The following is a 23,338-nucleotide window of genomic DNA, read 5'->3' on the forward strand; positions in this document are numbered from 1 at the left end:
CAGAAGATTTTGAAAAGACGAGGAAAGCAAAATGTCGCCCCGCACAATGCCGAGAACCATGTACGACAAGATCTGGGACGCGCATCTGGTCGACATGGCCGAGGACGGAACGGGCCTGCTCTATATCGACCGTCATCTCGTGCATGAAGTGACGAGTCCGCAGGCCTTCGAGGGCCTGCGCATGGCCAAGCGCCAGGTTCACGCCCCGAAGAAGACGCTCGCCGTCGCCGACCACAACGTGCCGACGACCGACCGTGCACATGGCATCGCGGATGAGGAAAGCCGCATCCAGGTCGAGACGCTGGAACAGAATGCGCGCGACTTTGGTGTCGAATATCTCGAAATGTCCGACATCCGTCAGGGCATCGTGCATATCGTCGGGCCGGAACAGGGCTTCACGCTGCCCGGCACCACCATCGTCTGCGGCGACAGCCACACCTCCACGCATGGCGCCTTCGGCGCGCTGGCGCATGGCATCGGCACGTCCGAGGTCGAGCATGTGCTCGCCACGCAGACGCTGATCCAGGCGAAGGCGAAGAACATGCGCATCAATGTGGTGGGCAAGGCGCCGGAAGGCTTCACCGCGAAGGACATCGTGCTCGCGATCATCGGCGAGATCGGCACGGCGGGCGGCACCGGCTATGTCATCGAGTATGCGGGCGAGGCGATCCGCGATCTTTCCATGGAAGGCCGCATGACCGTCTGCAACATGACGATCGAAGGCGGCGCCCGCGCCGGCCTCATCGCGCCGGATGAAAAGACCTACGCTTATCTCGAAGGCCGCCCGCGCGCGCCCAAGGGCAAGGCGTGGGAGATGGCGGTCGACTACTGGAAGACGCTGCCGTCGGACGAAGGCGCGACGTTCGACAAGGAAATCACCATCGACATCGCCGACCTGCCGCCGCTCATCACCTGGGGCACGAGCCCGGAAAACGTCATCAAGATCACGGACCGCATTCCCGATCCGAAGGACGTGACAGACGCGTCGCATGCGAAGTCGATGCAGCGCGCGCTCGACTATATGGGCCTCACGCCCGGCACGCCGATCGTGGACGTCAAGATCGACCGCGTCTTCATCGGCTCCTGCACCAATGGCCGCATCGAGGATCTGCGCGCCGCCGCCGCCATTGCCAAAGGCCGCAAGGTTGCCTCCACCGTCAATGCGATGGTCGTGCCCGGTTCCGGCCTTGTGAAGGAACAGGCGGAGAAGGAAGGCCTCGACAGGATCTTCCTTGAAGCGGGCTTCGAATGGCGCGAGCCCGGCTGCTCCATGTGCCTTGCCATGAATGCCGACAAGCTGGCGCCCGGCGAGCGTTGCGCCTCCACGTCAAACCGCAATTTCGAAGGCCGTCAGGGCCGCGGCGGCCGCACGCATCTCGTCTCGCCGGCCATGGCGGCGGCGGCGGCGATTGCGGGCCACTTCGTCGATGTGCGCGAATTCAAGAACCGAGGGCTCTGAGATGGACAAGTTCAACAAGCTGACGGGCGTTGCGGCGCCGCTGCCGATCATCAATGTCGATACAGACATGATCATCCCGAAGCAATTCCTGAAGACGATCAAGCGCACGGGGCTCGGCAAGAATCTCTTCGACGAGATGCGCTATGACGACAAGGGCAACGAGGTACCGGATTTCGTGCTGAACAAGCCGGCCTATCGCAATGCGCAGATTCTCGTCACCGGCGAGAATTTCGGCTGCGGTTCGTCGCGCGAACATGCGCCCTGGGCGTTGCTCGATTTCGGCATCCGCTGCGTGATCGCGCCGAGCTTCGCCGACATCTTCTACAACAACTGCTTCCAGAACGGCATTCTCCCCATCGTGCTGCCGCAATCGGAAGTCGACAAGCTGATGGACGATGCGGAGCGCGGGTCGAACGCCGTCGTCACTATCGATCTCGAGGCGCAGGAAATCCGGGGCCCGGATGGCGGCGTCATCCAGTTCGATGTCGATCCCTTCCGCAAGCATTGCATGCTGAACGGTCTCGACGGCGTCGGACTCACGCTGCAGAAGGTCGAGAAGATCGCCGGCTTCGAAAAGAAGCTCGAAACCGCCGCGCCCTGGCTTTGAGACTTCACACTATATTGTTTCGTCATGCCCGGACTTGATCCGGGCATCCAGGGGCGACCGGCAGGGAGCAAGTGGCTCTGGATTGCCGGGTCAAGCCCGGCAATGACGAATAGGGAAAGACCGAGACTCCAATGACAAGAAACATCCTCATCGTCGCCGGCGACGGCATCGGCCCGGAAGTCATGGGCGAAGTCGAACGCGTGATCGGCTGGTACAACGACAACCGAAAGTTCGACGCGAAGGTCGAGCACGAGCTTGTCGGCGGCTGCTGCTATGACGCGCATGGCGTCGCCGTCACAGACGAGACGGTCGAGAAGGCGAAGCGTGCGGACGCCGTCATGCTCGGCGCGGTCGGCGGGCCGAAATGGGATAATGTGCCTTATGAGGGCCGCCCGGAAGCGGGCCTGCTTCGCCTCCGCAAGGATCTCGAACTCTTCGCAAACCTGCGCCCCGCGCTCTGCTTCGCGGCGCTCGCCGATGCCTCGTCCTTGAAGCGCGAGATCGTCGAGGGTCTCGATATCATGATCGTGCGCGAGCTCACAGGCGGCGTCTATTTCGGCGAGCCGAAGGAAATCACCGATCTCGGCAATGGCGAGCGCCGCGGCGTCGACACGCAGGTCTATACGACGAGCGAAATCCGCCGCATCGCGGAAGTCGCCTTCGATCTCGCAAAGAAGCGCGGTAACCGCGTCATGTCGGTCGAGAAGCGCAATGTGATGAAGTCGGGCGTGCTCTGGTACGAGGAAGTCTCGAAGCTCCACAAGGAGAAGTTCGCGGATGTGAAGCTCGAGCACATGCTCGCCGACAATTGCGCCATGCAGCTCGTGCGCAACCCGAAGCAGTTCGACGTGATCGTCACCGACAATCTCTTCGGCGACGTGCTGTCCGATATTGCCTCCATGCTGACAGGCTCGCTCGGCATGCTGCCTTCGGCCTCGCTTGGTGCGAAGGATGCCAGCGGCAAGGCCTGCGCCATGTACGAGCCGGTGCATGGCTCCGCGCCGGATATTGCGGGCACGGGCGCCGCTAATCCGATTGCGTCCGTCCTCAGCTTCGCGATGGCGCTCCGCTACACCTTCGAGCTCGGCGCCGATGCGGACCTGCTCGAAAAAGCCGTCGACAATGTGCTCGCCAGCGGGCTGCGCACAGGCGACATCATGCAGCCCGGCATGAAAAAAGTCGGCACGAAGGAAATGGGCGTCGCCATCCTCGCCGCCCTCGACAAGTTGAATGCCTGAAATTCGATAGCCGCTTGACCCGTTGGAGGACCGCTCCGGGCAAGGCGGTCTTCAAGAAGGAAGACGATCATGGGCTACAAGATTGCCGTTCTCGGCGCCACGGGGAATGTGGGCCAAGAGATGCTGAACATTCTTGCCGAGCGCGAGTTTCCGGCAGATGAAGTCGTGGCGCTGGCGTCGCGCCGCAGCCAGGGCACGGAAGTGTCCTATGGCGACCGGACGCTCAAGGTGAAGACCCTCGATGCTTACGACTTCAAGGGCATCGACATCTGCCTGATGGCGACATCGGGCGTGATGTCCGCCGAATGGGCGCCGAAGATCGCGGCCAAGGGCTGCGTCGTCATCGACAATTCGTCGAAGTGGCGGATGGACCCCGATGTGCCGCTCATCGTGCCGGAAGTGAATGCGGCGGCGATTGCCGGCTACACGAAGAAGAACATCATTGCGAACCCCAATTGCTCGACGGCGCAGATGGTCGTGGCGCTGAAGCCCTTGCATGACGCAGCAGGCATCCGCCGAATCGTCGTCTCGACCTATCAGTCGGTTTCGGGCGCGGGCAAGGAGGCGATGGACGAGCTTTTCACGCAGACGCGCGCGATTTTCGTCAATGACAATCTCGTCATCGAGAATTTCACCAAGCAGATCGCCTTCAACGTCATCCCTCATATCGACGAGTTCATGGAGGATGGGCAGACGAAGGAAGAATGGAAGATGACGGTCGAGACGAAGAAGATTCTCGATCCGAAGATCAAGGTGACGGCAACCTGCGTGCGCGTGCCCGTCTTTGTCGGCCATTCGGAAGCGATCAATATCGAGTTCGAGCGGCCGATCTCCGACGACGAAGCGCGCGATATCCTGCGCGAGGCGCCGGGCTGCCTCGTCGTCGACAAGCGCGAGGATGGCGGCTATGTCACGCCCATCGAAAGCGTCGGCGAATATGCGACCTATGTGAGCCGCATCCGCGTCGATCCGACGATAGAGAACGGCCTCAATATCTGGGTCGTCTCCGACAATCTGCGCAAGGGCGCCGCGCTCAACGCTGTGCAGATCGCGGAAATTCTCGGCGCGCGCTATCTGAAGAAGGCGGCGTAAGAGGCCGCGTCGCCCCTCACCCTTCCCATCGCCGCGAAGCGGCGGTGGGAAGGGTGAGGGGGAATCTTCCGTCCCCTGACGTTCTAGAATTAACCTTCCTGCAATCCATGCACAAAAAATGTGCAGGATTTCCGCAGCTTTTCGCATCCTGTTGCGCTGCATCCAGAAAGAAAATTTACCTTTCACTCCGATACTCGTCCCGTCACGTCGGTAATGGGGGCGCGTAGTGGGCAGCGTTGTGCAATCGATCGATACGGTGTGGATCCTGATCTGCACCGTGCTCGTGCTTTTGATGCAGGCGGGATTTGCCTGCTTCGAGTCCGGCCTCGTCCGCGCCAAGAATTCGATCAATGTCGCCGTCAAGAACGTGATGGATTTCTGCGTCGCGGGCGTCGGCTTCTGGCTTGTCGGTTTCGGCATGATGTTCGGGCTGAGCGCCGGCGGCTATCTCGGTATGACGGGCTTTGCCTTTGACGGCGCGCCGGATGGCAGTCCGGCCACAGCCTGGCTCATGGCCTTCTTCTTCTTCCAGCTCGCCTTCTGCTCCACCTCCACCACCATCGTCTCCGGCGCCGTTGCCGAGCGCATGAGCTTTCGCGGCTATGCGATCACGGCAGCCGTGCTCTCCATGCTGATCTATCCCGTCTTCGGCCATTGGGCCTGGGGCGGTGTGCTGGCGGGCGAGGCGCAGGGCTGGCTCGAGAAGCTCGGCTTCATCGACTTCGCGGGCTCGACTGTCGTTCACTCCATTGGCGGCTGGATGGCGCTCGCCGCGGTGCTCGTGCTGGGCCCGCGCCTCGGACGCTTCGGGCCGGATGGCCGCCGCATCGAAGGCCACGACATGCCGATGGCGACGCTCGGCATGTTCCTCTTGTGGATCGGCTGGTTCGGCTTCAATGGCGGCTCCACGCTCGCGCTCAACACCTCCGTGCCCTTCATCCTCGTCCACACCATGCTCGCCGCCGCCGCAGGCGGGCTCGCCGTCATCGGCATCGGCTGGGTGCGCCACGGTGTGCCGGAAGTGCAGGGCGCGCTCAATGGCGTGCTCGCCGGCCTCGTCGCCATCACGGCGAACTGCCACATGGTCTCGACATCGAGTGCGCTGCTGATTGGCGCAGGCGGCGGCGTTGTCTGCTATCTCGCAAGCGAACTTCTCCAGCGGCTTCAGATTGACGATGCGGTGGATGCCGTGCCCGTTCATCTTGCCGCCGGCATCTGGGGCACGCTCGCAGTCGCCCTTCTCGGTGAGACGTCCTTCTTCCCCGATGGCCATACGCGGATCGAGCAGTTCGGCGTGCAGCTTGCGGGTGTCGCGGCGGCCGGCGCCTTCGCCTTCACGGTCGCCTATGTGGTGCTGCGCGTGATCGACATTTTCTTGCCGCTCCGCGTCTCTTCGGATGCAGAGCGGATCGGTCTCAACTTCGCCGAGCATGGCGCGTCCTCTGCGCTTCTCGATGTGCTGGGCGCGATGGAAGCGCAAGCCGCGCGGGGCGATTTCTCGAAGCCCGTGCCCGTCGAGCCCTTTACGGAAGCGGGCGAAATGGCGCGGCGCTACAATCTCGTGCTCGACAAGTTCAACAGCGAGGTGAAGCGGCGCGAACAGGTGGCAAACGAGCTGCGCGATGCGCGCGACGTGGCGGAAATGGCAAATGCCTCGAAGTCCCAGTTCCTCGCCAATATGAGCCATGAGCTCAGGACGCCGCTCAATGCGATCATCGGCTTTTCCGAAGTGATGAATGGCGAGCTGTTCGGCCCGATCGAGAACGAGCGCTACAAGGACTACATGGTGGATATCCACCGCTCGTCGAGCCATCTCCTCAGCCTCATAAACGATATTCTCGATCTCTCCAAGATCGAGGCCGACCGCTACGAGCTTTACGAGGAAGAGCTCGACGTGACCGAGGTCATCGCAAGCTGCGAACGCATGATGCGGCATCGCTCGGAAGAGGCAGGTGTCGCGCTCACCGTCACCATTGAGGAGGGGCTCCCCTTCCTCATGGCCGACAAGCGCGCACTCCGCCAGATCCTGCTCAATCTCGTCTCGAACGCAGTCAAGTTCACGCCGAAGGGCGGCAGCATTGCGCTCGAAAGTTTCATGGAGCCCGACCACCGCCTTGCTTTTCGTGTGTCCGATACGGGCATCGGCATGGCGAAGAAGGATATTCCGGTCGCGCTCGAGCCCTTCCGCCAGATCGGCAAGGACAGCAATATCTATACGACGGAAGGCACGGGCCTCGGCCTGCCGCTGACGCGGGCGCTGGCACGGATGCATGGCGCAACGCTCGTCATCGAGTCCGAGCCCGGCGAAGGCACAGTCATCACCATTCGCATGCCGCATGCCCGCGTGCTGAAGCGGACCGAACGCCTCGCGGGGTGAATTCCGGCATTCATTGGCCAAGGCCCCTTCACAGAAGGCACCTGCCTTTATAGTGTCCATCCGCCTTTCAGCGAATGGAGTGTTTCCCGATGGCCGATATCGCCGCCCGCCCGCGCCGCAGCGTTCTCTACATGCCGGGGTCGAATGCCCGTGCGCTCGACAAGGCGAAGGAAATTCCCGCCGATGCGCTGATCCTCGATCTGGAAGACGCCGTGGCGCCCGACGCCAAGGAGGAGGCGCGCGCCCAGGTCTGCGCCGCCGTGAAGGGCGGCGGCTATGGCAAGCGCGAAATCGTCATCCGTGTGAACGGGCTCGACACGCCCTGGGGCCGCGACGACATCAAGGCGGCGGTGGCGGCGGGCCCCCATGCGATCCTCGTTCCGAAGATCAATTCGGCCTCCGATGTCGAGCGCGCGGAAGAGGCACTGTCGGACGCCGGCGCCAAGCCCGGCCTCCAGCTCTGGTGCATGATCGAGACGCCGCTTGCTACGCTCAATATCCAGTCGATCGCGCAGAAGGCGCGCGAGCCGGGCAGCCGCATGTCGGTCTGGGTCATGGGCACGAACGATATTGCGAAGGAGCTTCGCGCCGCGCACACGCCGGACCGCGTGCCCATGCTCGCCTCGCTCGGCCTCGCGCTCGTCGCCGCGCGCGCCTATGGCCTCGTCATTCTCGATGGCGTCTATAACGACATCAAGAACGACGAAGGCTTCGCCGCCATTTGCAAGCAGGGCCGCGACATGGGTTTCGACGGCAAGACGCTCATTCATCCGAGCCAGGTCGGCCCCTGCAACACGATCTTCTCGCCGGATCCGGAAACGGTTGCCTTTGCGAGGCTGACCATCGAGGCCTTCGAGCTGCCGGAGAACAAGGGCAAGGGCGTGCTGAAGGTCGACGGCAAGATGGTCGAGATCCTTCATGCGGAAATCGCCAGGCGCACTGTCGCCATTGCCGACGCGATCGCGGAGCTTGAAGCATGACCAAGACCAACGCCGGAAACTTCTTCGAGGATTTCAAGGTCGGGCAGGTGTTGCGCCATGCGACGCCGCGTACGGTGACGGAGGGCGATGCCGCGCTTTATCAGGCGCTGTTCGGTTCGCGCTTCTCGCTTCAGTCATCCGCGGAAGTTGCGCGCAAGGCCGGGTATGCAACGGCACCCATCGACGACATGCTCGCCTTCCACATCGTCTTCGGCAAGACGGTGCCCGATGTCTCGCTCAATGCGGTCGCAAATCTCGGCTATGCCGATTGCCGGTTCCTCAGGCCCGTCTTTCCCGGCGACACGCTGTCGACGGAATCGAAGGTGATCGGCCTCAAGGAAAACTCCAATGGCGAGACGGGCGTCGTCTACGTCCGCTCCACGGGCCGTAACCAGCGAGATGAAACCGTCATCGACTATGTGCGCTGGGTGATGGTGAGAAAGCGCGACAAGGCGGCAAAAGCACCCGAAGAAGACGTGCCGCATCTGCCCGCCGCCGTCGGCGCGGAACATCTCGTCGCGCCCGCCGGCACCTCCTTCAAGGGTTTCGACACGGGGGCCTCCGGTTCGCCCCATCTCTGGGACGATTACGAAGTTGGCGAGAAGATCGACCATGCAGACGGCATCACCATCGAGGAAGCCGAACACATGATGGCGACGCGGCTCTATCAGAACACCGCGAAAGTCCATTTCAATCAGTATACGGAAGGAAAGGGCCGCTTCGGCCGCCGCCTCATCTACGGCGGCCATGTCATATCGCTGGCGCGTGCGCTCTCCTTCAACGGGCTCAGCAATGCGGTCCTTGTTGCCGCCATCAATGGTGGGCGCCATGTCGCGCCTTGCTTCGGCGGCGACACGGTATTCGCCTGGACGGAAGTGCTCGACAAGGCGGAGCTGAAAGGCCGCAGCGATATCGGCGCGCTCCGGCTTCGTACCTTCGCGACGAAAGACCGGCCTTGCGCCGATTTTCCGGGCGTGAAGGAAAAGGGCTATGAGGAGGGCGTGATCCTCGACCTCGACTACTGGGCGCTCATTCCGCGCCGCTGATGCGTGGTTTTAATATCTGCTTTACAAACCGGGATTAGGCTCCGTTTCGGATCGGCTTCCAGCGATGACCGTCATGCTTTCGTCCAGCACAGTTTCGGGTTCTCCCCAGCGCGGCCATTCGTTGCGCTCGCCGGAAAGCATTGCCTTCGAGGAAGCCTGGGAAGCGGCGCGCCGCAATGGTGCTGTCCCGGCACGCGCCGATCTCGATCTCCGGCTGATTGCGCCCTTTGCCCGCTGGTTTGCGATCATCGAGCCGGACCCGCAAAGGGTCGCGCTCCCCTTCCGGCTGACGGGCTCGGGCTTCCGCGAATTCTTCGGCCACGATCTCACCGGCGCCGATTATCTCTCGCTCGCCGACCCGGCGATCCGCACCTATGCCTATGAATGCGTGATGGCCTGCCTCGGGCATCCCTGCGGGCTGTGGCAGCGCACGCCTGCAACGGCGGAAAATGGCGGCCGCATCGACTATGAATATACGATCCTGCCGATCTCCAAGGCGGGCGGTGCGCCCGACCACATCGGCATCTTCGTGAATTTCGAGGCCAAGCCCTCGGATGACCTGCCGGGCGTCCAGCGGATCGAGCATTCGACGGTCTGGCACTGGCTCGATATCGGCGCGGGCGTGCCGCCGGCGAGCATCGGCACCGCGCCTTTGTGAGACACCCGGCCGATCGCCGCCGGGAATCGTTTTCGGGTGATTGCGCTGCCGTTAGTTGCGAGACATTCGCATCTTTGCTCCGGCTCGCTGCCGCAAGGTTTTCCGCAGCTTTTTCGCCTTGCCCGGCCTTGCTTTTTTGCAGCCCAAGGATATTTGCCTTCACTGGCAACGCGAGATAAACAACGGACTGACTTTCGCGGTCCCGTCCGGGGCCGCCATTTCTCATGTTGCCCGAACGGGGTTCTTTCGGATGGCTGAACAGCGACAGGCCGTAGCCCGGCCGCTCTCTCCGCACCTGCAGGTCTATCGCTTCACGATCACCATGGCGATGTCGATCATCCATCGCATCACCGGCGCCGGCCTTTATGCCGGTTCGGCGCTGGTCGCATGGTGGCTGATCGCGGCGGCGACGGGCCCTGAAGCCTATGCCGCCTTCCAGGCGATCGCCGGTTCGTGGTTCGGCCAGCTCGTCCTTATCGGCTACACATGGGCGCTGCTCCATCATCTTTTCAGCGGCATCCGCTATTTCTTCTGGGACGAGATCGTCGCGACCTCGCCCGAAAGCGCAAACAAGCTGAGCTGGGCCGCCGCCCTTCTCGGCGCTGCCGGCACGATTGCCGTCTGGGCCGTGATCTTTTCCATGCGGGGGGCGATCTGATGTCCGCTTCGAAGAACGACATGCGCACACCCTTTGGCCGCGTGCTGGGCCGGGGCTCCGCGAAATCGGGCACGCGCGACCATATCCGCCAGCGCGTCACCGCGCTTGCGATGGTGCCGCTCTTTCTCTTCTTCGCAGGCTTCGTCGTCGCGCTCACCGGCGCCGACTATCAGACGGCGCGCGCCTGGCTCGGCAATCCGCTCGTCGCCATAGCCGCGCTCGGCCTGATCGGCGCCGCGATCATGCATATGCGCATCGGCATGCAGATCGTCATCGAAGACTATGTGACGGGCGACCGGCTCCGCGCGCTGGCGCTCATCGCCAACACCTTCTTCGCCTATGCCGCCGGTATCGCCTGCATCTATGCGGTGGCGAAAATCGGCTTCAGCGCCTGACCATTCCTCTATCGTCGAGACCAAGCTCATGACGGCTGCATACGAGTTCCACGATCATACATTCGACGTCGTTGTCGTCGGTGCGGGCGGCGCGGGTCTTCGCGCGACGCTTGGCTGCGTCGAGAAGGGCCTGCGCACGGCGAACATCACCAAGGTGTTCCCGACCCGCAGCCACACTGTCGCGGCGCAGGGCGGCATCTCCGCCTCGCTCGGCAATATGGGGCCGGACGATTGGCGCTGGCACATGTATGACACGGTGAAGGGTTCGGACTGGCTCGGCGACCAGGACGCGATCGAATATCTCTGCCGCCAGGCGCCCGAAGCCGTCTATGAGCTCGAGCATTTCGGCGTGCCCTTCTCGCGCACGGAAGAAGGCAAGATCTATCAGCGCCCCTTCGGCGGCATGACGACGAATTTCGGCGAAGGTATCGCGCAGCGCACCTGCGCCGCCGCCGACCGCACGGGTCACGCCATCCTGCACACGCTTTACGGCCAATCCGTCCGCCACAAGGCCGAGTTCTACATCGAATATTTCGCCATCGACCTCATCATGGATGCCGAAGGCCAATGCCGCGGCGTCGTCGCGCTCGACATGGCGACGGGCGAAATCCACCGCTTCCGCGCCTCGCTCGTCATTCTCGCAACCGGCGGCTATGGCCGCGCCTATTTCTCGGCGACCTCCGCCCACACCTGCACGGGCGACGGCAATGCGATGGTGCTGCGCGCAGGGCTCCCGCTGCAGGACATGGAATTCGTGCAGTTCCATCCGACCGGCATCTATGGCGCGGGCTGCCTCATCACCGAGGGCGCGCGCGGCGAAGGCGGCTATCTCACCAACTCCGAAGGCGAACGCTTCATGGAGCGTTATGCGCCGTCGGCGAAGGACCTTGCGTCCCGCGACGTCGTCTCGCGCTCGATGACGGTCGAAATCCGCGAAGGGCGCGGCGTCGGCGCGGAGAAGGATCACATCCATCTCCATCTCGACCATCTCGATCCGGCGATCCTTGCCGAGCGCCTGCCCGGCATTTCGGAGAGCGCACGCATCTTCGCGGGCGTCGATGTCACGAAGGAGCCGATCCCGGTGCTTCCGACCGTGCATTACAACATGGGCGGCATCCCGACGAACTTCCACGGCGAAGTGCTGACGCTGAAGAACGGCAACCCGGATACGGTGGTGCCGGGCCTCATGGCCATCGGCGAGGCAGCCTGCGTCTCGGTCCATGGCGCAAACCGCCTCGGCTCCAACTCGCTGATCGACCTTGTCGTGTTCGGCCGCGCCGCGGGGCTCCGCGCCGCAGAGCTTGTCGAGCCCGGACAGCGCCAGCCGGAACTCCAGAAGGGTTCGGGCGAAATCGCCATCGAGCGCCTCGACCGTTACCGCAATGCCAAGGGCTCGACGCCGACGGCGGAACTCCGCCTCACCATGCAGCGCGCCATGCAGGAAGACGTCGCCGTGTTCCGCACCGGCGAGACGCTCGAATCAGGCCGCAAGCGCGTTGCCGATGTCGTCGCCGGAATCCCGGATATCCGCGTCACCGACCGCTCGCTGATCTGGAATTCCGATCTTATCGAGACGCTCGAATTCGACAATCTCATCGTGCAGGCGGTGGCGACGGTCGAAGGCGCGGTCAACCGTCAGGAAAGCCGCGGCGCCCATGCGCGCGAGGATTTCCCGGAGCGCGACGATGCAAACTGGATGAAGCACACGCTTTGCTGGGTCGACGAAAAGGGCAAGCCCGCCATCGACTACCGGCCGGTGCATGCCTATACGCTCTCCAACGATATCGAATACATCAAGCCAAAGGCGCGCGTGTACTGAGTACCCCTATCCGTCATGACCCGGACAAGCCGGGTCATGACGAAAATTGAGAAGTGAGTGAAACAGGACGGCGCAAAAGCGCGTGTCCGGTTCGGGAACAAAAAAATGGTCCAGTTCCGACTGCCGAAAAATTCCACGATGAGCGAGGGCAAGACCTTCAAGGCCGAGCCCGGCGCAAAAAACGTCAAGCGGTTCCGCGTCTATCGCTGGTCGCCCGATGACGGCGCCAATCCGACCATCGACACGTACGAAGTCGATCTCGACAAGTGCGGGCCGATGGTTCTCGACGCGCTCATCAAGATCAAGAACGAGATAGACCAGACGCTCACCTTCCGCCGCTCCTGCCGCGAGGGCATTTGCGGTTCCTGCGCCATGAATATCGACGGCGCGAACACGCTTGCCTGCACCAAGGGCATCGACGAGGTGAAGGGCGATGTGAAGATCTATCCGCTGCCGCATATGCCGGTGATCAAGGACCTCGTGCCCGACCTCACCAATTTCTATGCGCAGCACGCCTTTATCGAGCCTTATCTGCAGACGAAGTCGCCCTCGCCGGAAAAGGAATGGCGCCAGAGCCATGAAGACCGCGAAAAGCTCGACGGTCTTTACGAGTGCATTCTCTGCGCCTGCTGCTCGACCTCCTGCCCCTCCTATTGGTGGAACGGCGACCGCTATCTCGGCCCCGCCGCACTTCTCCAGGCCTATCGCTGGCTGATCGACAGCCGCGACGAGGCAACCGGCGAGCGCCTCGATGCGCTTGAAGATCCCTTCCGCCTCTATCGCTGCCACACCATCATGAATTGCGCGAAAACCTGCCCCAAGGGTCTCAACCCCGCCAAGGCCATCGCGGAAATCAAGAAGATGATGGTGGAGCGTCAGGCCTAAGCCACGCATGGCGCGGCTCGTTCCGCTCCATGTCGGCTTTTCCATCGCGACAGTCTGTATTCGCGCCATGCTCGCCGCCTACGGGATACCGTCGGCGGCGCCTGCATTTCATCACATCCGCAACAACTGGTTCTTCGTCATGGCGTCTGGAGGGATCGAAGTGCATGTCTTCGAGCATGATGCGGAAGCCGCCCGCATGCTGATCCTTCCGGTCGAAGATTATGTGGATGATCTCGAAACCGAACCCCGTGCGCTTCTCCGCTCACCGTTCCGCGTTCTCGCCGCCCGCTTATCTACTGGTTCACGGGCGCGCCCCTGCCGCTCTGGGTGACGAAACGGCGGTTCCTTTCGGAACAAGACTCCTAAGCCGCGCCCCCTCACCCTTCCGCCGTCTTCGACGGCTCCCTCCCTCTCCCCAGCGGGGAGAGGGAGGGAGCGGGCGTCAGCCCGCGGAAGGGTGAGGGGGCAGCCTCTCGTTTGCCGCTGCGGGCGGCAAAACAAAAAACCCGGCCGTCGGGGGGACGGGCCGGGTTCCTGTTGAGGCGAAGGATGTGCCGGGGCGAACAACGCAGCCGGGGCCTTGCCCTTGAAGTCACGCCGCAAAAGAGGTTGTGAAGCGCGGCATGGGAGAAGCCTAAGGGCAAATCCCTGAACGCCTGGTGAACGGGCGCAAACATTCCGCATCCGGATGGTTTTACGTTCGATTTACCACGATTTCGCGGATCGCGATTTCCGGTTCGGCCTCGGCGAGCCGCCGCGCGGCCGCCATGAACTCGTGGCAATAGTCTTGCGCGAAACGGAAGTCGACGGCCTCCCGGTCCCGCCACTCCTCGTAGAAGAAGAAGCCGCCGGGCTCCATCCGGTCCTCGAAACAGGCATAGGAAATATTGCCTGCCTCGGCGCGGGAAAGGCGCACCTGACGCTCGGCTATTTTCTCGAAGGCGGCGCGGTTCGCTTCGGCCACGCGCGCCGCACCTGTAATCACGATCATGGGGTTCCCCTTTTCAGGCATGAGCATAGCGCGGCCCGCCGCAAAAGTTTCGGCCCGCGCCGCCCAAGGGGGAGGAGGGCGGCGCGGGCCGGAGCGCCTTCCCGGGGAGGGGCGGGCGCATGAGGGGCCGTCAAGGCGGGGCCAGAGGGGGGATCGCCACCGCCTGATCCATAAAACGGAGAGGACAAAAAATTCCGTCGCGCCGGGGCCGTTCCTCTTGACGGAATAGTATATTTTGATAATTATTAAAATATGGAAATGGAAAAAGCCATCACCTCCCTTTCGGCGCTTGCGCAGGAAACGCGGCTTGCGATCTATCGCGCGCTTGTCCGCGCCCATTCGCCCATCGAGGCGGAAGGGGGGCTGGCCGCCGGCGAGATTGCCGAGGCACTCGGCGTCGCGCCTGCCACGCTGTCCTTTCACCTGAAGGAGCTCACCCATGCGGGGCTGATCGTTCAGCGCCGCGAGGGCCGTTCCCTCATCTACAAGGCGGACCTTTCGGCCATGCTCGGCCTCACTGCCTATCTGCTCGACGATTGCTGCCAGGGCGCCTGCGGGACCTTGTCCCCCTGCGCGCCGGGCGCCGCCCCAACCCGTGAAAAGGAGTTCGCATCATGAAGCGTCTGCATGTGAGTTTCGGCACGAAGGATCTCGAAAAGTCGGTCCTGTTCTATTCGACGCTGTTCGGCGCGGAACCCTCCGTCCGCCGCCCCGGCTATGCGAAATGGATGCTGGAAGACCCGCGCGTCAATTTCGTCGTGGAATCGCTCTCGGGCGAAGTCGGCTTCTCGCACGCCGGTATCCAGGTCGACGAGCAGGAAGAACTCGCGCCGATCTTCGACCGGTTGAAACAGGCCGAAGCGCCCTATCTGCCGGAAGGCGTCACCACCTGCTGCTATCACAAGTCGGAAAAGAGCTGGACGGCCGATCCCGACGGCGTGCGCTGGGAAGCCTTCTACACCATGCACCAGATGGAAGAATTCGGCTCGGGGCCGGAACTTCAGAAGCTCGATCTCGATGCGGAAGACGCCTCGGCCTGCGGCTGCTCGGCGCCCAAAGTGGAAGCGCCGAAGCCCGTTTCCGCCTGCTGCTGATCCAAACCTACGGAGCAAAGCCTATGAGCGGCGACAAGATCCGCAACGTGCTGTTTCTCTGCACGGGCAATTCGGCGCGCAGCGTCCTGTCCGAGGCCTATCTGAATGCGCTGCCCGGCGGGCGCTTCCGCGCCTTCAGCGCGGGCAGCCAGCCGGCAGGCAGGGTGAACCCCTTTGCGATCGCCACGCTCAAGGCGGCCGGCATTCCGGCGGAGGGCTACCGCTCGAAATCCTGGGATGAGTTTGCGGCGCCCGGTGCGCCGCAAATGGATATCATCATCACCGTCTGCGACAATGCCGCCGGCGAGGTCTGCCCGATCTGGCCGGGGCATCCCTCGACGGCGCATTGGCCCTATCGCGATCCGGCGGCGGCCGAAGGAACGGATGACGAAATCCGCGCCGTGTTCGAGGATGTCTTCCGCGAAATCCGCGCGCGCATCGACGCCTTTGCTGCGCTTCCTTTCGACACTCTTGACGATGAAAACCTCAAGGCGCGGCTGCGCGCGCTTGGCGAAACCTCTGAAAAGGCAAGCTGAATGTCCGCAAAAGAAAGGCCCAACCGTCTCGGTTTCCTCGACCGCTGGCTGACGCTCTGGCTGCTCGCGGCAATGGCGCTCGGCACGGTTCTCGGCAGCTTCGTCGATGGCGTACCGGCGCTTCTCGACAGTCTCTCGATCGGCAGCACCAATCTGCTGATTGCGGCGGGCCTCTTGCTGATGATGTATCCGCCGCTCGCGCGGGTCCGCTATGAGGAATTGCCGCGCATCTTCGAGGACCGCAAGGTGCTGGCGCTTTCGCTGGTGCAGAACTGGCTGATCGGGCCGGTGCTCATGTTCGCGCTCGCCGTCATCTTCCTGCGCGACGAACCGGCCTATATGACGGGCCTCATTCTCATCGGCCTTGCGCGCTGCATCGCCATGGTGATCGTCTGGAACCAGCTTGCGCGCGGCAGCAACGAATATGTCGCGGCACTCGTCGCCTTCAACAGCCTGTTCCAGCTCATCTTCTTCAGCGTCTATGCGTGGTTCTTCCTCTCCGTGCTGCCGCCCCTTTTCGGTGTCGAGGGGCAGGTGCTCAATGTCGGCTTCTGGACCATTGCAGGCGCGGTCTTCCTCTATCTCGGCGTGCCCTTCGCGGCGGGGTATCTCACGCGGCGCTGGCTCCGCCCGCGCATCGGCGCGAACGCCTATGACAATGGTTTCGTGCCGCGCATCGCGCCGCTGACGCTCGCCGCCCTCTTGTTCACGATCTTCGTGATGTTCGCGCTCAAGGGCGAGGCGGTGCTGGCGCTCCCCTTCGATGCGGTGCGGATCGCGGTGCCGCTGGCGCTCTACTTCTTCATCATGTTCATGGTGAGCTTCGCGATGAGCAGGCTTCTCGGCGCCGACTATCAGCGCACCGTGTCGCTCTCCTTCACGGCGGCGAGCAACAATTTCGAGCTGGCGATTGCGGTCGCCATCGCCGCCTTCGGCATTGCTTCGCCGGTTGCCTTCGCAACCGTGATCGGGCCGCTGGTCGAGGTGCCGGTACTGGTCGCGCTGGTCAGCGTCGCGCTCTGGCTTCGCACCCGGTGGTTCAAGCGGGAGATGGCGCAGCAATCCGCCGACTGAGACAAATGAAAAGGCCCGCGCCGTGAGGCGCGGGCCGGATCGTGACGATCTGGAAGTAAAGCGGATTACTGCGCCACTTCCTCTTCCACTTCTTCCGCAGCGTCTTCAGCGGCGGCTTCGGCCTCTTCCGCCGCGTCGGCGGCAGCCGCTTCCGTGTCTTCGGCGGCTTCTTCCGTCGCGCCGAACGCATCGTCAATGGCTTCTTCGGTTGCCCCCATGGCGTCGCTTGCAGCGTCGCCCACCGCGTCCATCGCATCGGTTGCGGCCTCACCGGCCTGATCGACGGCATCGCCGACGGTCGTGTCGTTGCCGCCGAACTGCTGCCAGGCAATCACGGCCACCACGGCGATGACGATGATGGCGATGGCGGTCTTCATGAAGTTGGACATGATCTGTTCCTCTTGGCGTCATTTCGCCCAGTGTTTCACCCCGGCCGCAGGTTCCCCCGCGGCCTATCAGGCCCCCCGCTTGTTGCTCTCCCACGGATTAACAGGCGCCCAGCCGCAATGTTACGGATGATTTGGCGCAAAATGCCACAGTGAAAGGCTCGTTATCGGAAATCTTTTCAGATTGTTGACGCTGGGGCACGGCCGGAACGTAGGCGGAACATACGCGCGAACGGGCCGAAGGCCCGAGCAGGCCTTGCCGTTCGCGCGGGCGGCGGGCTAAACAGGCACGGCTTTTTCATTCAAAGGGAGACGCGGCGGCGCAAGCGGTTCGCGGGCAAGGGCTATGGCCAAGGATCTCACGCATTTCATCGGTGGCGCCCATGTGCCCGGCAAAAGCGGCCGTTTTCTCGATGTGACGAACCCGAATACGGGCGAGGTCACGGCGCGCACGCCGCTTGCGAGCGCGGCGGAGCTTCGCGCCGCGGTCGAAGTGGCGGCGAAAGCCTTTCCCGACTGGGCGGCCACCAATCCGCAGCGCCGCGCCCGCGTCATGTTCGAGTTCAAGCGCCTCCTCGAAGCCAATATGGACGAGCTTGCCCATATGCTCTCCGCCGAACACGGTAAGGTGATCGCGGATTCGAAGGGCGACATCCAGCGCGGCCTCGAGGTGATCGAGTTCGCCTGCGGCATCCCACATCTGATGAAGGGTGAGTTCACGGAAGGCGCCGGCCCCGGCATCGACATGTATTCGATGCGCCAGGCGCTCGGCGTCTGCGCCGGCATCACGCCGTTCAATTTCCCGGCCATGATCCCGATGTGGATGTTCGGCGTCTCGGTTGCCTGCGGCAACACCTTCATCGTGAAACCGTCGGAGAAAGACCCCTCCGTGCCGCTCCGCCTTGCCGAACTCTTCATAGAAGCAGGCGCGCCGGCGGGCGTTCTCAATGTCGTCAATGGCGACAAGGAGGCGGTCGATGCGATCCTCACCGATCCGGCGATTCAGGCCGTGAGCTTCGTCGGCTCCTCCGACATCGCGCAATATGTCTATGCGACGGGCGCGGCGCACGGGAAACGTGTGCAGGCGATGGGCGGCGCGAAGAACCACGCGATCATCATGCCCGATGCCGACATAGACCAAGTGGTGAACGATCTCATCGGTGCGGGCTATGGTTCGGCGGGCGAGCGCTGCATGGCGATCTCCGTTGCCGTGCCGGTCGGCGAGGAAACGGCGAACCGGCTCGTGGAAAAGCTCGTGCCGCGCGTGCAGGCATTGAAGGTCGGTATCTCGACCGCCGCCGACAGCGATTACGGTCCGCTCGTCAGCAAGGCCCATCTCGAAAAGGTGAAGTCCTATATCGAAATGGGCGTGAAGGAAGGCGCGGAGCTGCTCGTCGATGGCCGCGGCTTCAAGCTGCAGGGCTATGAAGGCGGCTACTTCCTCGGCGGCTCGCTCTTCGACCGCGTGACGCCCGACATGGAAAGCTACAAGCAGGAGATCTTCGGCCCTGTGCTGCAGATCATGCGCGCCAGGGATTTCGACGAAGCCGTGTCGCTGCCGACCACGCATCAATATGGCAATGGCGTCGCGATCTTCACGCGCAACGGCGATGCGGCGCGCAGTTTCGCCTCGCGCGTCCAGGTCGGCATGGTCGGCATCAATGTGCCGATCCCGGTGCCGCTCGCCTATCACACCTTCGGCGGCTGGAAGCGTTCCGCCTTCGGCGATACGAACCAGCACGGGCCCGAAGGCGTGAAGTTCTGGACACGGATCAAGACGGTGACGTCGCGTTGGCCGAGCGGGCTGGCGGAAGGGTCATCCTTTGTCATTCCGACCATGAAATGAATTTCCGCACCGTTATTTGGTTGGGCATCTGTTGCAAAAATGGCGCTTCCATTATGGAGGCGCCATTTCCATATGGAGCGCAAATCTTCCGATGGAGACGGCAATGACGGAACACGCAATCGACCTCGACGCCTATTTTTCCCGTATCGGCTATGACGGCCCGCGCACGCCGACGCTCGATACGCTGAAAGCGATTCACTACGCCCACGCCCTTTCGATCCCCTTCGAGAATCTCGACGTGCTGGCGAAAAGGCCGATCAATCTCGATCTCGCCTCGCTGCAGAAGAAGCTGATCGCAGACAAGCGCGGCGGCTACTGCTTCGAGGTGAATGCGCTTTTCGCGGCGGTGCTGGACGCGCTCGGTTTCGATGTCACCACGCTGATCGGCCGGGTGCGCTGGATGGCGCCGGAAGAGGCCGATACGGCGCGTCTGCACATGCTGATCCGGGCCGATCTGCCCGAAGGCCCCTATATTGCCGATGTCGGCTTCGGCGGGCTCACCATGACGGGGCCGATCCGTTTCGAAACCGGCATCGAACAGCAAACGCCGCATGAGCCGCGCCGGCTGCTGACCCATGACGACGGGTTCGAACTGCAGGCGAGGATCGCGGGCGACTGGACGCCGATCTACCGCTTCACGCCGGAGCCGCACCGCCGCAGCGACTACGAGGTTGCGAACTGGTACACCTCGACCCATCCGACTTCGATCTTCGTCCAGTTCCTGATGGCCGGGCGGCCGCAGGAGGGCAAGTGGCTCTCGCTCTTCAATCGCGATTTCAAGATCCGCGGTCTCGACGGCAAGGCAGAGACCCGCAAACTTGAAAGCGTGGACGAAATCGCCGAGGTGCTTGACACATATTTCGGTATCCAGCTTTCGGAGGAAGACAAGGCGCTGGCGCTTGCGCCCTATTTCGAGCAGTGGCGGGCGATGGGCTGAGCGCTGAAAGTTTCCGGGTGAAAGGCGGGCCGTTTCGCGTTATGTGCTTGCGGGACATTCCCTTTTCCTGCGGCCCGCCGAACCAGCATGACCTCCGGTCCCCTTCCTGCCTATCGCGAGAAGATCGCCCGCGGCGAAATCGCCGAGGACGCGGCGCAGGCGCATGTCGCGGCGCGGCTGCAGCATCTGGCGGATGAGCTGGCCGAATGGCGGCCGGGCCAGAAGGCGGGGCCCTTTTCGCGCTTCGGCTTCGGCAAGAAGGTCACACCGCCGGAAGGGCTTTACATCTGGGGCGGGGTCGGGCGCGGCAAGTCGATGCTGATGGACCTGTTTTTCGAGACGGTGACAATCGCGCCGAAGCGCCGCGTCCATTTCCATGCCTTCATGCAGGAGACGCATGAACGTATCTTCGAGTGGCGGCAGAAGGAAAAGGCGGGAACGGTGAAGGGCTCCGATCCCATTCCGCCGATCGCCGAAATGGTCGCGCGCGAGGCAGCGCTTCTCTGCTTCGACGAATTCCAGGTGCATGACATTGCGGATGCCTCGATCCTCGGGCGGCTCTTCGCGCAGCTTTTCGAACTTGGCGTCGTCGTCGTCGCGACATCGAACCGCGCGCCGGACGGGCTCTATGAGGGCGGGCTCAACCGGCACCGCTTCCTGCCCTTCGTCGATCTCGTGAAGACGAAGATGGATGTGCTGCATCTCGACAGCGCGACCGACTACCGGCTCGACCGCATCCGCGGGCTTCCAGTCTATCACACGCCTCTCGGCTCCGCGGCGGATGCGGCGCTCGACGATGCGTTCGAGAAACTCACCGATGCCGTGCATGGCGAGCCTATGACGCTGTCGCTCAAGGGCCGCGCCGTCGAGGTGCCGGAAGCGATGCATGGTGTCGCGCGGTTTTCCTTTTCGGATCTCTGCGCGCGGCCGCTCGGTGCAGCGGACTATCTGAAGATCGCGCAGAGCTTCCACACGGTCATCATCCGCGATGTGCCGGTGATGGGGGCGGAGCGGCGCAACGAGGCCAAGCGTTTCGTGACGCTGATCGACGCGCTTTACGAGGCGAAGACGAAGCTCATTCTTTCGGCCGAAGCGCCGCCATCGTCGCTTTATGAAAAAGGCGATGGCGCCTTCGAATTCGAGCGCACCGTGTCGCGGCTGATGGAAATTCAGAGTGCGGATTACATCGCGCTCAGAAGCGCGGACTGAGCGCTCAGAGCCCCATATAGGGCGAATGGGCAGGGCGCAATCCGAGGCTTGTGACGGGCGCCTGTCCCGGCGTGGCTTCGGCCATCTGCCGCTCGGCACCGGCGTCCGGCTTCATGTCGAGGTCATAGGCCCAGGACTGGCCGAAGGTCGCCGACATCATGCCGAAATGGATGGCCTTTTTCGGTGCGTTGCGCGCTTCGGCGCGGGCGATCTCGAGTGAGAATTCATGTGCTGCATGGCGGTTCACCGGCGCGAAGCCGAGAACCAGCGGATCGAGATCGGCGGCGGCGACCTGGGTTTCGGCCTTCGTGCCGTCTTCACGTTCGAGAAGCGCAATCAGCCCGCCGAAATCGCCCTTTGTCGCTTCCGAGCCCCGGTCCTCGCAGAAGGAGCGGCCTTCGCGGAGCGCGGCCTCGAGGAAGCGGCAGTCCTTGCCGGTCAGCGCCGAGAGCGCATGCTCGCCAAGGTCGCGGCCGGTCATGATGGAGGAGGAAATACCTGCAATGGTCAGCACTTCGGCGACGGTGAGCGCGCCAATCGCGGGTGCGGCGCAGCCCGGCAGGGCGAGAAGCCCGGCGCCCGCGGCCAGAAGAAGCACGGAATTTCGCGCTTTCCGCGCGCCATCGCGGCAAACAGCCCACAAATTCGTCATGTCATGCCCCCGGTACAAACAGCTTCCGCCTCGCGCCCCCGCTGCGATATGGCTCAACTGCTCTCTGTCACTGTGGAAAATCATGGGGTTCACCGACCGCCTGTGTCAACGCGAGACACAATTCGTGGTTAATACCGGTAAAGCATTAACTTCGGCTTAAAGCGGGCTCTCCGTTGCGGCGGGCGCGGATTCACGCTACTAGGCAGCCGGATTAACCACGGCGCAGGCATTTCGGAGGCTTCAACACCATGGCGCGCAAGAAAATCGCACTTATCGGCGGCGGCCAGATCGGCGGTACGCTGGCTCTCCTCGCGGGGCTCAAGGAGCTCGGCGATGTCGTCATTTTCGATATCGCGGAAGGCCTGCCGCAGGGCAAGGCGCTCGACCTCGCGCAGACCTCGCCGGTCGAGGGCTACAATGTCGGCCTGTCCGGCGCGAATGACTACAAGGGCATCAAGGGTGCCGATGTCGTGATCGTGACGGCGGGCGTGCCGCGCAAGCCCGGCATGAGCCGCGACGATCTGCTCGGCATCAATCTGAAGGTGATGAAGCAGGTTGGCGAAGGCATTGCCAAATTTGCGCCGAATGCGTTTGTCGTCTGCATCACCAACCCGCTCGATGCGATGGTCTGGGCGCTGCGCCAGTTCTCCGGCCTGCCGCACCACAAGGTTGTCGGCATGGCGGGCGTTCTCGACAGCGCGCGCTTCCGTTACTTCCTCTCGGAAGAGTTCAACGTGTCGGTGGAAGATGTGACGGCCTTCGTTCTCGGCGGTCATGGCGACACGATGGTGCCGCTGGCGCGCTACTCGACGGTTTCGGGCATCCCGCTTCCCGACCTCGTGAAGATGGGCTGGACCACGAAAGAGAAGCTCGAAAAGATCATCCAGCGCACGCGCGATGGCGGTGCGGAAATCGTTGGCCTCCTGAAGACAGGCTCCGCCTTCTATGCACCGGCCGCGTCCGGCATCCAGATGGCCGAAGCCTATCTGAAGGATCAGAAGCGCGTTCTGCCCTGCGCCGCCTATCTCAACGGCGAATATGGCGTGAAGGACATGTATGTCGGCGTGCCGGTGGTGATCGGTGCGGGCGGCGTCGAGCGCATCGTCGAGATCGACCTCAATGCCTCCGAGAAGAAGCAGTTCATGGGCTCGGTCAATGCCGTGAAGGGCCTTGTGGACGCCTGCAAGAAGATCGACCCGGCGGTTGCCAAGGGTGCGGCTTCCAAGGGCAAGGCGCCTGCGAAGAAGAAGTAATCCGGCTTTCCGGGCGATGCGGGAAGGGCGGACTTCGGGTCCGCCCTTTTTTATTGGCATCATAAGTGTCAATATATCTTGATTGCCAGGGGCGAAGCGCCTATTTAATGTTTTGCATTAATACTGGGCGGAAGGGGAGAGTTGGC

The 23,338-nt window shown here is 62.9% G+C and carries 24 protein-coding genes; 21 read left to right on the top strand and 3 right to left on the bottom strand.

From position 1 onward, the window contains the following. Positions 1 to 46: 46 nt before the first annotated feature. The 13 genes from leuC (at position 47) to ACK4FH_RS05460 (ending at position 13,545) form a co-directional block, all read left to right on the top strand. The gene (gene leuC, locus ACK4FH_RS05400) at positions 47 to 1,459 is read left to right on the top strand and encodes a 3-isopropylmalate dehydratase large subunit (protein ID WP_409815170.1); all 1,413 of its coding nucleotides are present in this window, start codon (positions 47 to 49) and stop codon (positions 1,457 to 1,459) included. A 1-nt stretch (position 1,460) separates the two neighbouring features. Further along, the gene (gene leuD / locus ACK4FH_RS05405; protein ID WP_409811632.1) at positions 1,461 to 2,066 is read left to right on the top strand and encodes a 3-isopropylmalate dehydratase small subunit; all 606 of its coding nucleotides are present in this window, start codon (positions 1,461 to 1,463) and stop codon (positions 2,064 to 2,066) included. Positions 2,067 to 2,197: 131 nt separating this feature from the next. Further along, positions 2,198 to 3,304: a 3-isopropylmalate dehydrogenase gene (gene leuB, locus ACK4FH_RS05410; protein WP_409811633.1), complete on the top strand. Its 1,107-nt coding sequence runs from the start codon at positions 2,198 to 2,200 to the stop codon at positions 3,302 to 3,304. 69 nt (positions 3,305 to 3,373) lie between these two features. Next, the gene (locus ACK4FH_RS05415) at positions 3,374 to 4,396 is read left to right on the top strand and encodes an aspartate-semialdehyde dehydrogenase (RefSeq protein WP_409811635.1); all 1,023 of its coding nucleotides are present in this window, start codon (positions 3,374 to 3,376) and stop codon (positions 4,394 to 4,396) included. 226 nt (positions 4,397 to 4,622) lie between these two features. Next, positions 4,623 to 6,773: an ammonium transporter gene (amt, locus tag ACK4FH_RS05420; RefSeq protein WP_409811637.1), complete on the top strand. Its 2,151-nt coding sequence runs from the start codon at positions 4,623 to 4,625 to the stop codon at positions 6,771 to 6,773. A gap of 89 nt (positions 6,774 to 6,862) precedes the next feature. Then, on the top strand, positions 6,863 to 7,753 hold the full coding sequence (locus ACK4FH_RS05425) for an HpcH/HpaI aldolase/citrate lyase family protein (RefSeq protein WP_409811638.1): 891 nt from the start codon (positions 6,863 to 6,865) through the stop codon (positions 7,751 to 7,753). Further along, a complete protein-coding gene (locus tag ACK4FH_RS05430) occupies positions 7,750 to 8,799 on the top strand; it encodes a MaoC family dehydratase (protein WP_409811639.1) in 1,050 nt (349 codons plus the stop codon). The genes ACK4FH_RS05425 and ACK4FH_RS05430 overlap by 4 nt, the downstream gene beginning before the upstream one ends. A gap of 64 nt (positions 8,800 to 8,863) precedes the next feature. Then, on the top strand, positions 8,864 to 9,457 hold the full coding sequence (locus ACK4FH_RS05435) for a PAS domain-containing protein (RefSeq protein ID WP_409811640.1): 594 nt from the start codon (positions 8,864 to 8,866) through the stop codon (positions 9,455 to 9,457). Between the two features lie 250 nt (positions 9,458 to 9,707). Further along, the gene (sdhC, locus tag ACK4FH_RS05440; protein WP_409811642.1) at positions 9,708 to 10,115 is read left to right on the top strand and encodes a succinate dehydrogenase, cytochrome b556 subunit; all 408 of its coding nucleotides are present in this window, start codon (positions 9,708 to 9,710) and stop codon (positions 10,113 to 10,115) included. Continuing rightward, entirely contained in the window at positions 10,115 to 10,510 is a 396-nt protein-coding gene (gene sdhD / locus ACK4FH_RS05445) for a succinate dehydrogenase, hydrophobic membrane anchor protein (RefSeq protein WP_409811644.1), read from the top strand. Before sdhC ends, sdhD begins: the two co-directional genes overlap by 1 nt. Positions 10,511 to 10,538: 28 nt before the next feature. Then, positions 10,539 to 12,329: a succinate dehydrogenase flavoprotein subunit gene (gene sdhA, locus ACK4FH_RS05450; protein ID WP_409811646.1), complete on the top strand. Its 1,791-nt coding sequence runs from the start codon at positions 10,539 to 10,541 to the stop codon at positions 12,327 to 12,329. Between the two features lie 105 nt (positions 12,330 to 12,434). After that, positions 12,435 to 13,214 carry a succinate dehydrogenase iron-sulfur subunit gene (locus ACK4FH_RS05455; RefSeq protein ID WP_409811647.1) on the top strand — a complete coding sequence of 260 codons (780 nt, stop codon included), beginning with the start codon at positions 12,435 to 12,437 and terminating at the stop codon, positions 13,212 to 13,214. A gap of 7 nt (positions 13,215 to 13,221) precedes the next feature. Beyond that, a complete protein-coding gene (locus ACK4FH_RS05460; protein ID WP_409811649.1) occupies positions 13,222 to 13,545 on the top strand; it encodes a hypothetical protein in 324 nt (107 codons plus the stop codon). Between the two features lie 363 nt (positions 13,546 to 13,908). Here ACK4FH_RS05460 and ACK4FH_RS05465 read toward each other — a convergent pair whose 3' ends face one another. After that, entirely contained in the window at positions 13,909 to 14,205 is a 297-nt protein-coding gene (locus ACK4FH_RS05465) for a putative quinol monooxygenase (protein WP_409811651.1), read from the bottom strand. Between the two features lie 258 nt (positions 14,206 to 14,463). Here ACK4FH_RS05465 and ACK4FH_RS05470 point away from each other — a divergent pair, with 258 nt between their 5' ends. The 4 genes from ACK4FH_RS05470 to arsB are packed head-to-tail and all read left to right on the top strand — an operon-like array spanning position 14,464 to position 16,909. Beyond that, entirely contained in the window at positions 14,464 to 14,823 is a 360-nt protein-coding gene (locus ACK4FH_RS05470) for an ArsR/SmtB family transcription factor (RefSeq protein ID WP_409811652.1), read from the top strand. Next, positions 14,820 to 15,299 (top strand): VOC family protein, encoded by a 480-nt coding sequence (locus ACK4FH_RS05475; RefSeq protein WP_409811653.1) that lies wholly within the window; start codon positions 14,820 to 14,822, stop codon positions 15,297 to 15,299. The genes ACK4FH_RS05470 and ACK4FH_RS05475 overlap by 4 nt, the downstream gene beginning before the upstream one ends. Positions 15,300 to 15,322: 23 nt before the next feature. Next, positions 15,323 to 15,835: an arsenate reductase ArsC gene (locus tag ACK4FH_RS05480; RefSeq protein ID WP_409811655.1), complete on the top strand. Its 513-nt coding sequence runs from the start codon at positions 15,323 to 15,325 to the stop codon at positions 15,833 to 15,835. Next, positions 15,836 to 16,909, top strand: a complete 1,074-nt coding sequence (gene arsB, locus ACK4FH_RS05485) for an ACR3 family arsenite efflux transporter (RefSeq protein WP_409811657.1) — start codon at positions 15,836 to 15,838, stop codon at positions 16,907 to 16,909. A 65-nt stretch (positions 16,910 to 16,974) separates the two neighbouring features. Here the strand turns inward: arsB and ACK4FH_RS05490 are convergent, their stop codons facing one another. Beyond that, positions 16,975 to 17,298: a hypothetical protein gene (locus ACK4FH_RS05490; protein ID WP_409811660.1), complete on the bottom strand. Its 324-nt coding sequence runs from the start codon at positions 17,296 to 17,298 to the stop codon at positions 16,975 to 16,977. Positions 17,299 to 17,641: 343 nt separating this feature from the next. Here ACK4FH_RS05490 and ACK4FH_RS05495 point away from each other — a divergent pair, with 343 nt between their 5' ends. From ACK4FH_RS05495 to zapE, 3 genes are all read left to right on the top strand, one after another. Beyond that, on the top strand, positions 17,642 to 19,141 hold the full coding sequence (locus ACK4FH_RS05495) for a CoA-acylating methylmalonate-semialdehyde dehydrogenase (protein ID WP_409811662.1): 1,500 nt from the start codon (positions 17,642 to 17,644) through the stop codon (positions 19,139 to 19,141). A 103-nt stretch (positions 19,142 to 19,244) separates the two neighbouring features. Next, entirely contained in the window at positions 19,245 to 20,078 is an 834-nt protein-coding gene (locus ACK4FH_RS05500; RefSeq protein WP_409811664.1) for an arylamine N-acetyltransferase family protein, read from the top strand. An 87-nt stretch (positions 20,079 to 20,165) separates the two neighbouring features. After that, positions 20,166 to 21,287, top strand: a complete 1,122-nt coding sequence (zapE, locus tag ACK4FH_RS05505) for a cell division protein ZapE (RefSeq protein ID WP_409811666.1) — start codon at positions 20,166 to 20,168, stop codon at positions 21,285 to 21,287. 4 nt (positions 21,288 to 21,291) lie between these two features. On the opposite strand, the gene ACK4FH_RS05510 is transcribed toward zapE, so the two are convergent. Beyond that, positions 21,292 to 21,885 carry a hypothetical protein gene (locus ACK4FH_RS05510; RefSeq protein WP_409811667.1) on the bottom strand — a complete coding sequence of 198 codons (594 nt, stop codon included), beginning with the start codon at positions 21,883 to 21,885 and terminating at the stop codon, positions 21,292 to 21,294. A gap of 302 nt (positions 21,886 to 22,187) precedes the next feature. Between ACK4FH_RS05510 and mdh the strand changes: the two genes are divergently transcribed. After that, a complete protein-coding gene (gene mdh / locus ACK4FH_RS05515) occupies positions 22,188 to 23,192 on the top strand; it encodes a malate dehydrogenase (protein WP_409811669.1) in 1,005 nt (334 codons plus the stop codon). The last annotated feature ends 146 nt before the right edge of the window (positions 23,193 to 23,338 follow it).

This window comes from Parvibaculum sp., from assembly GCF_046297875.1.
Classification (GTDB): Bacteria; Pseudomonadota; Alphaproteobacteria; order Parvibaculales; family Parvibaculaceae; genus Parvibaculum.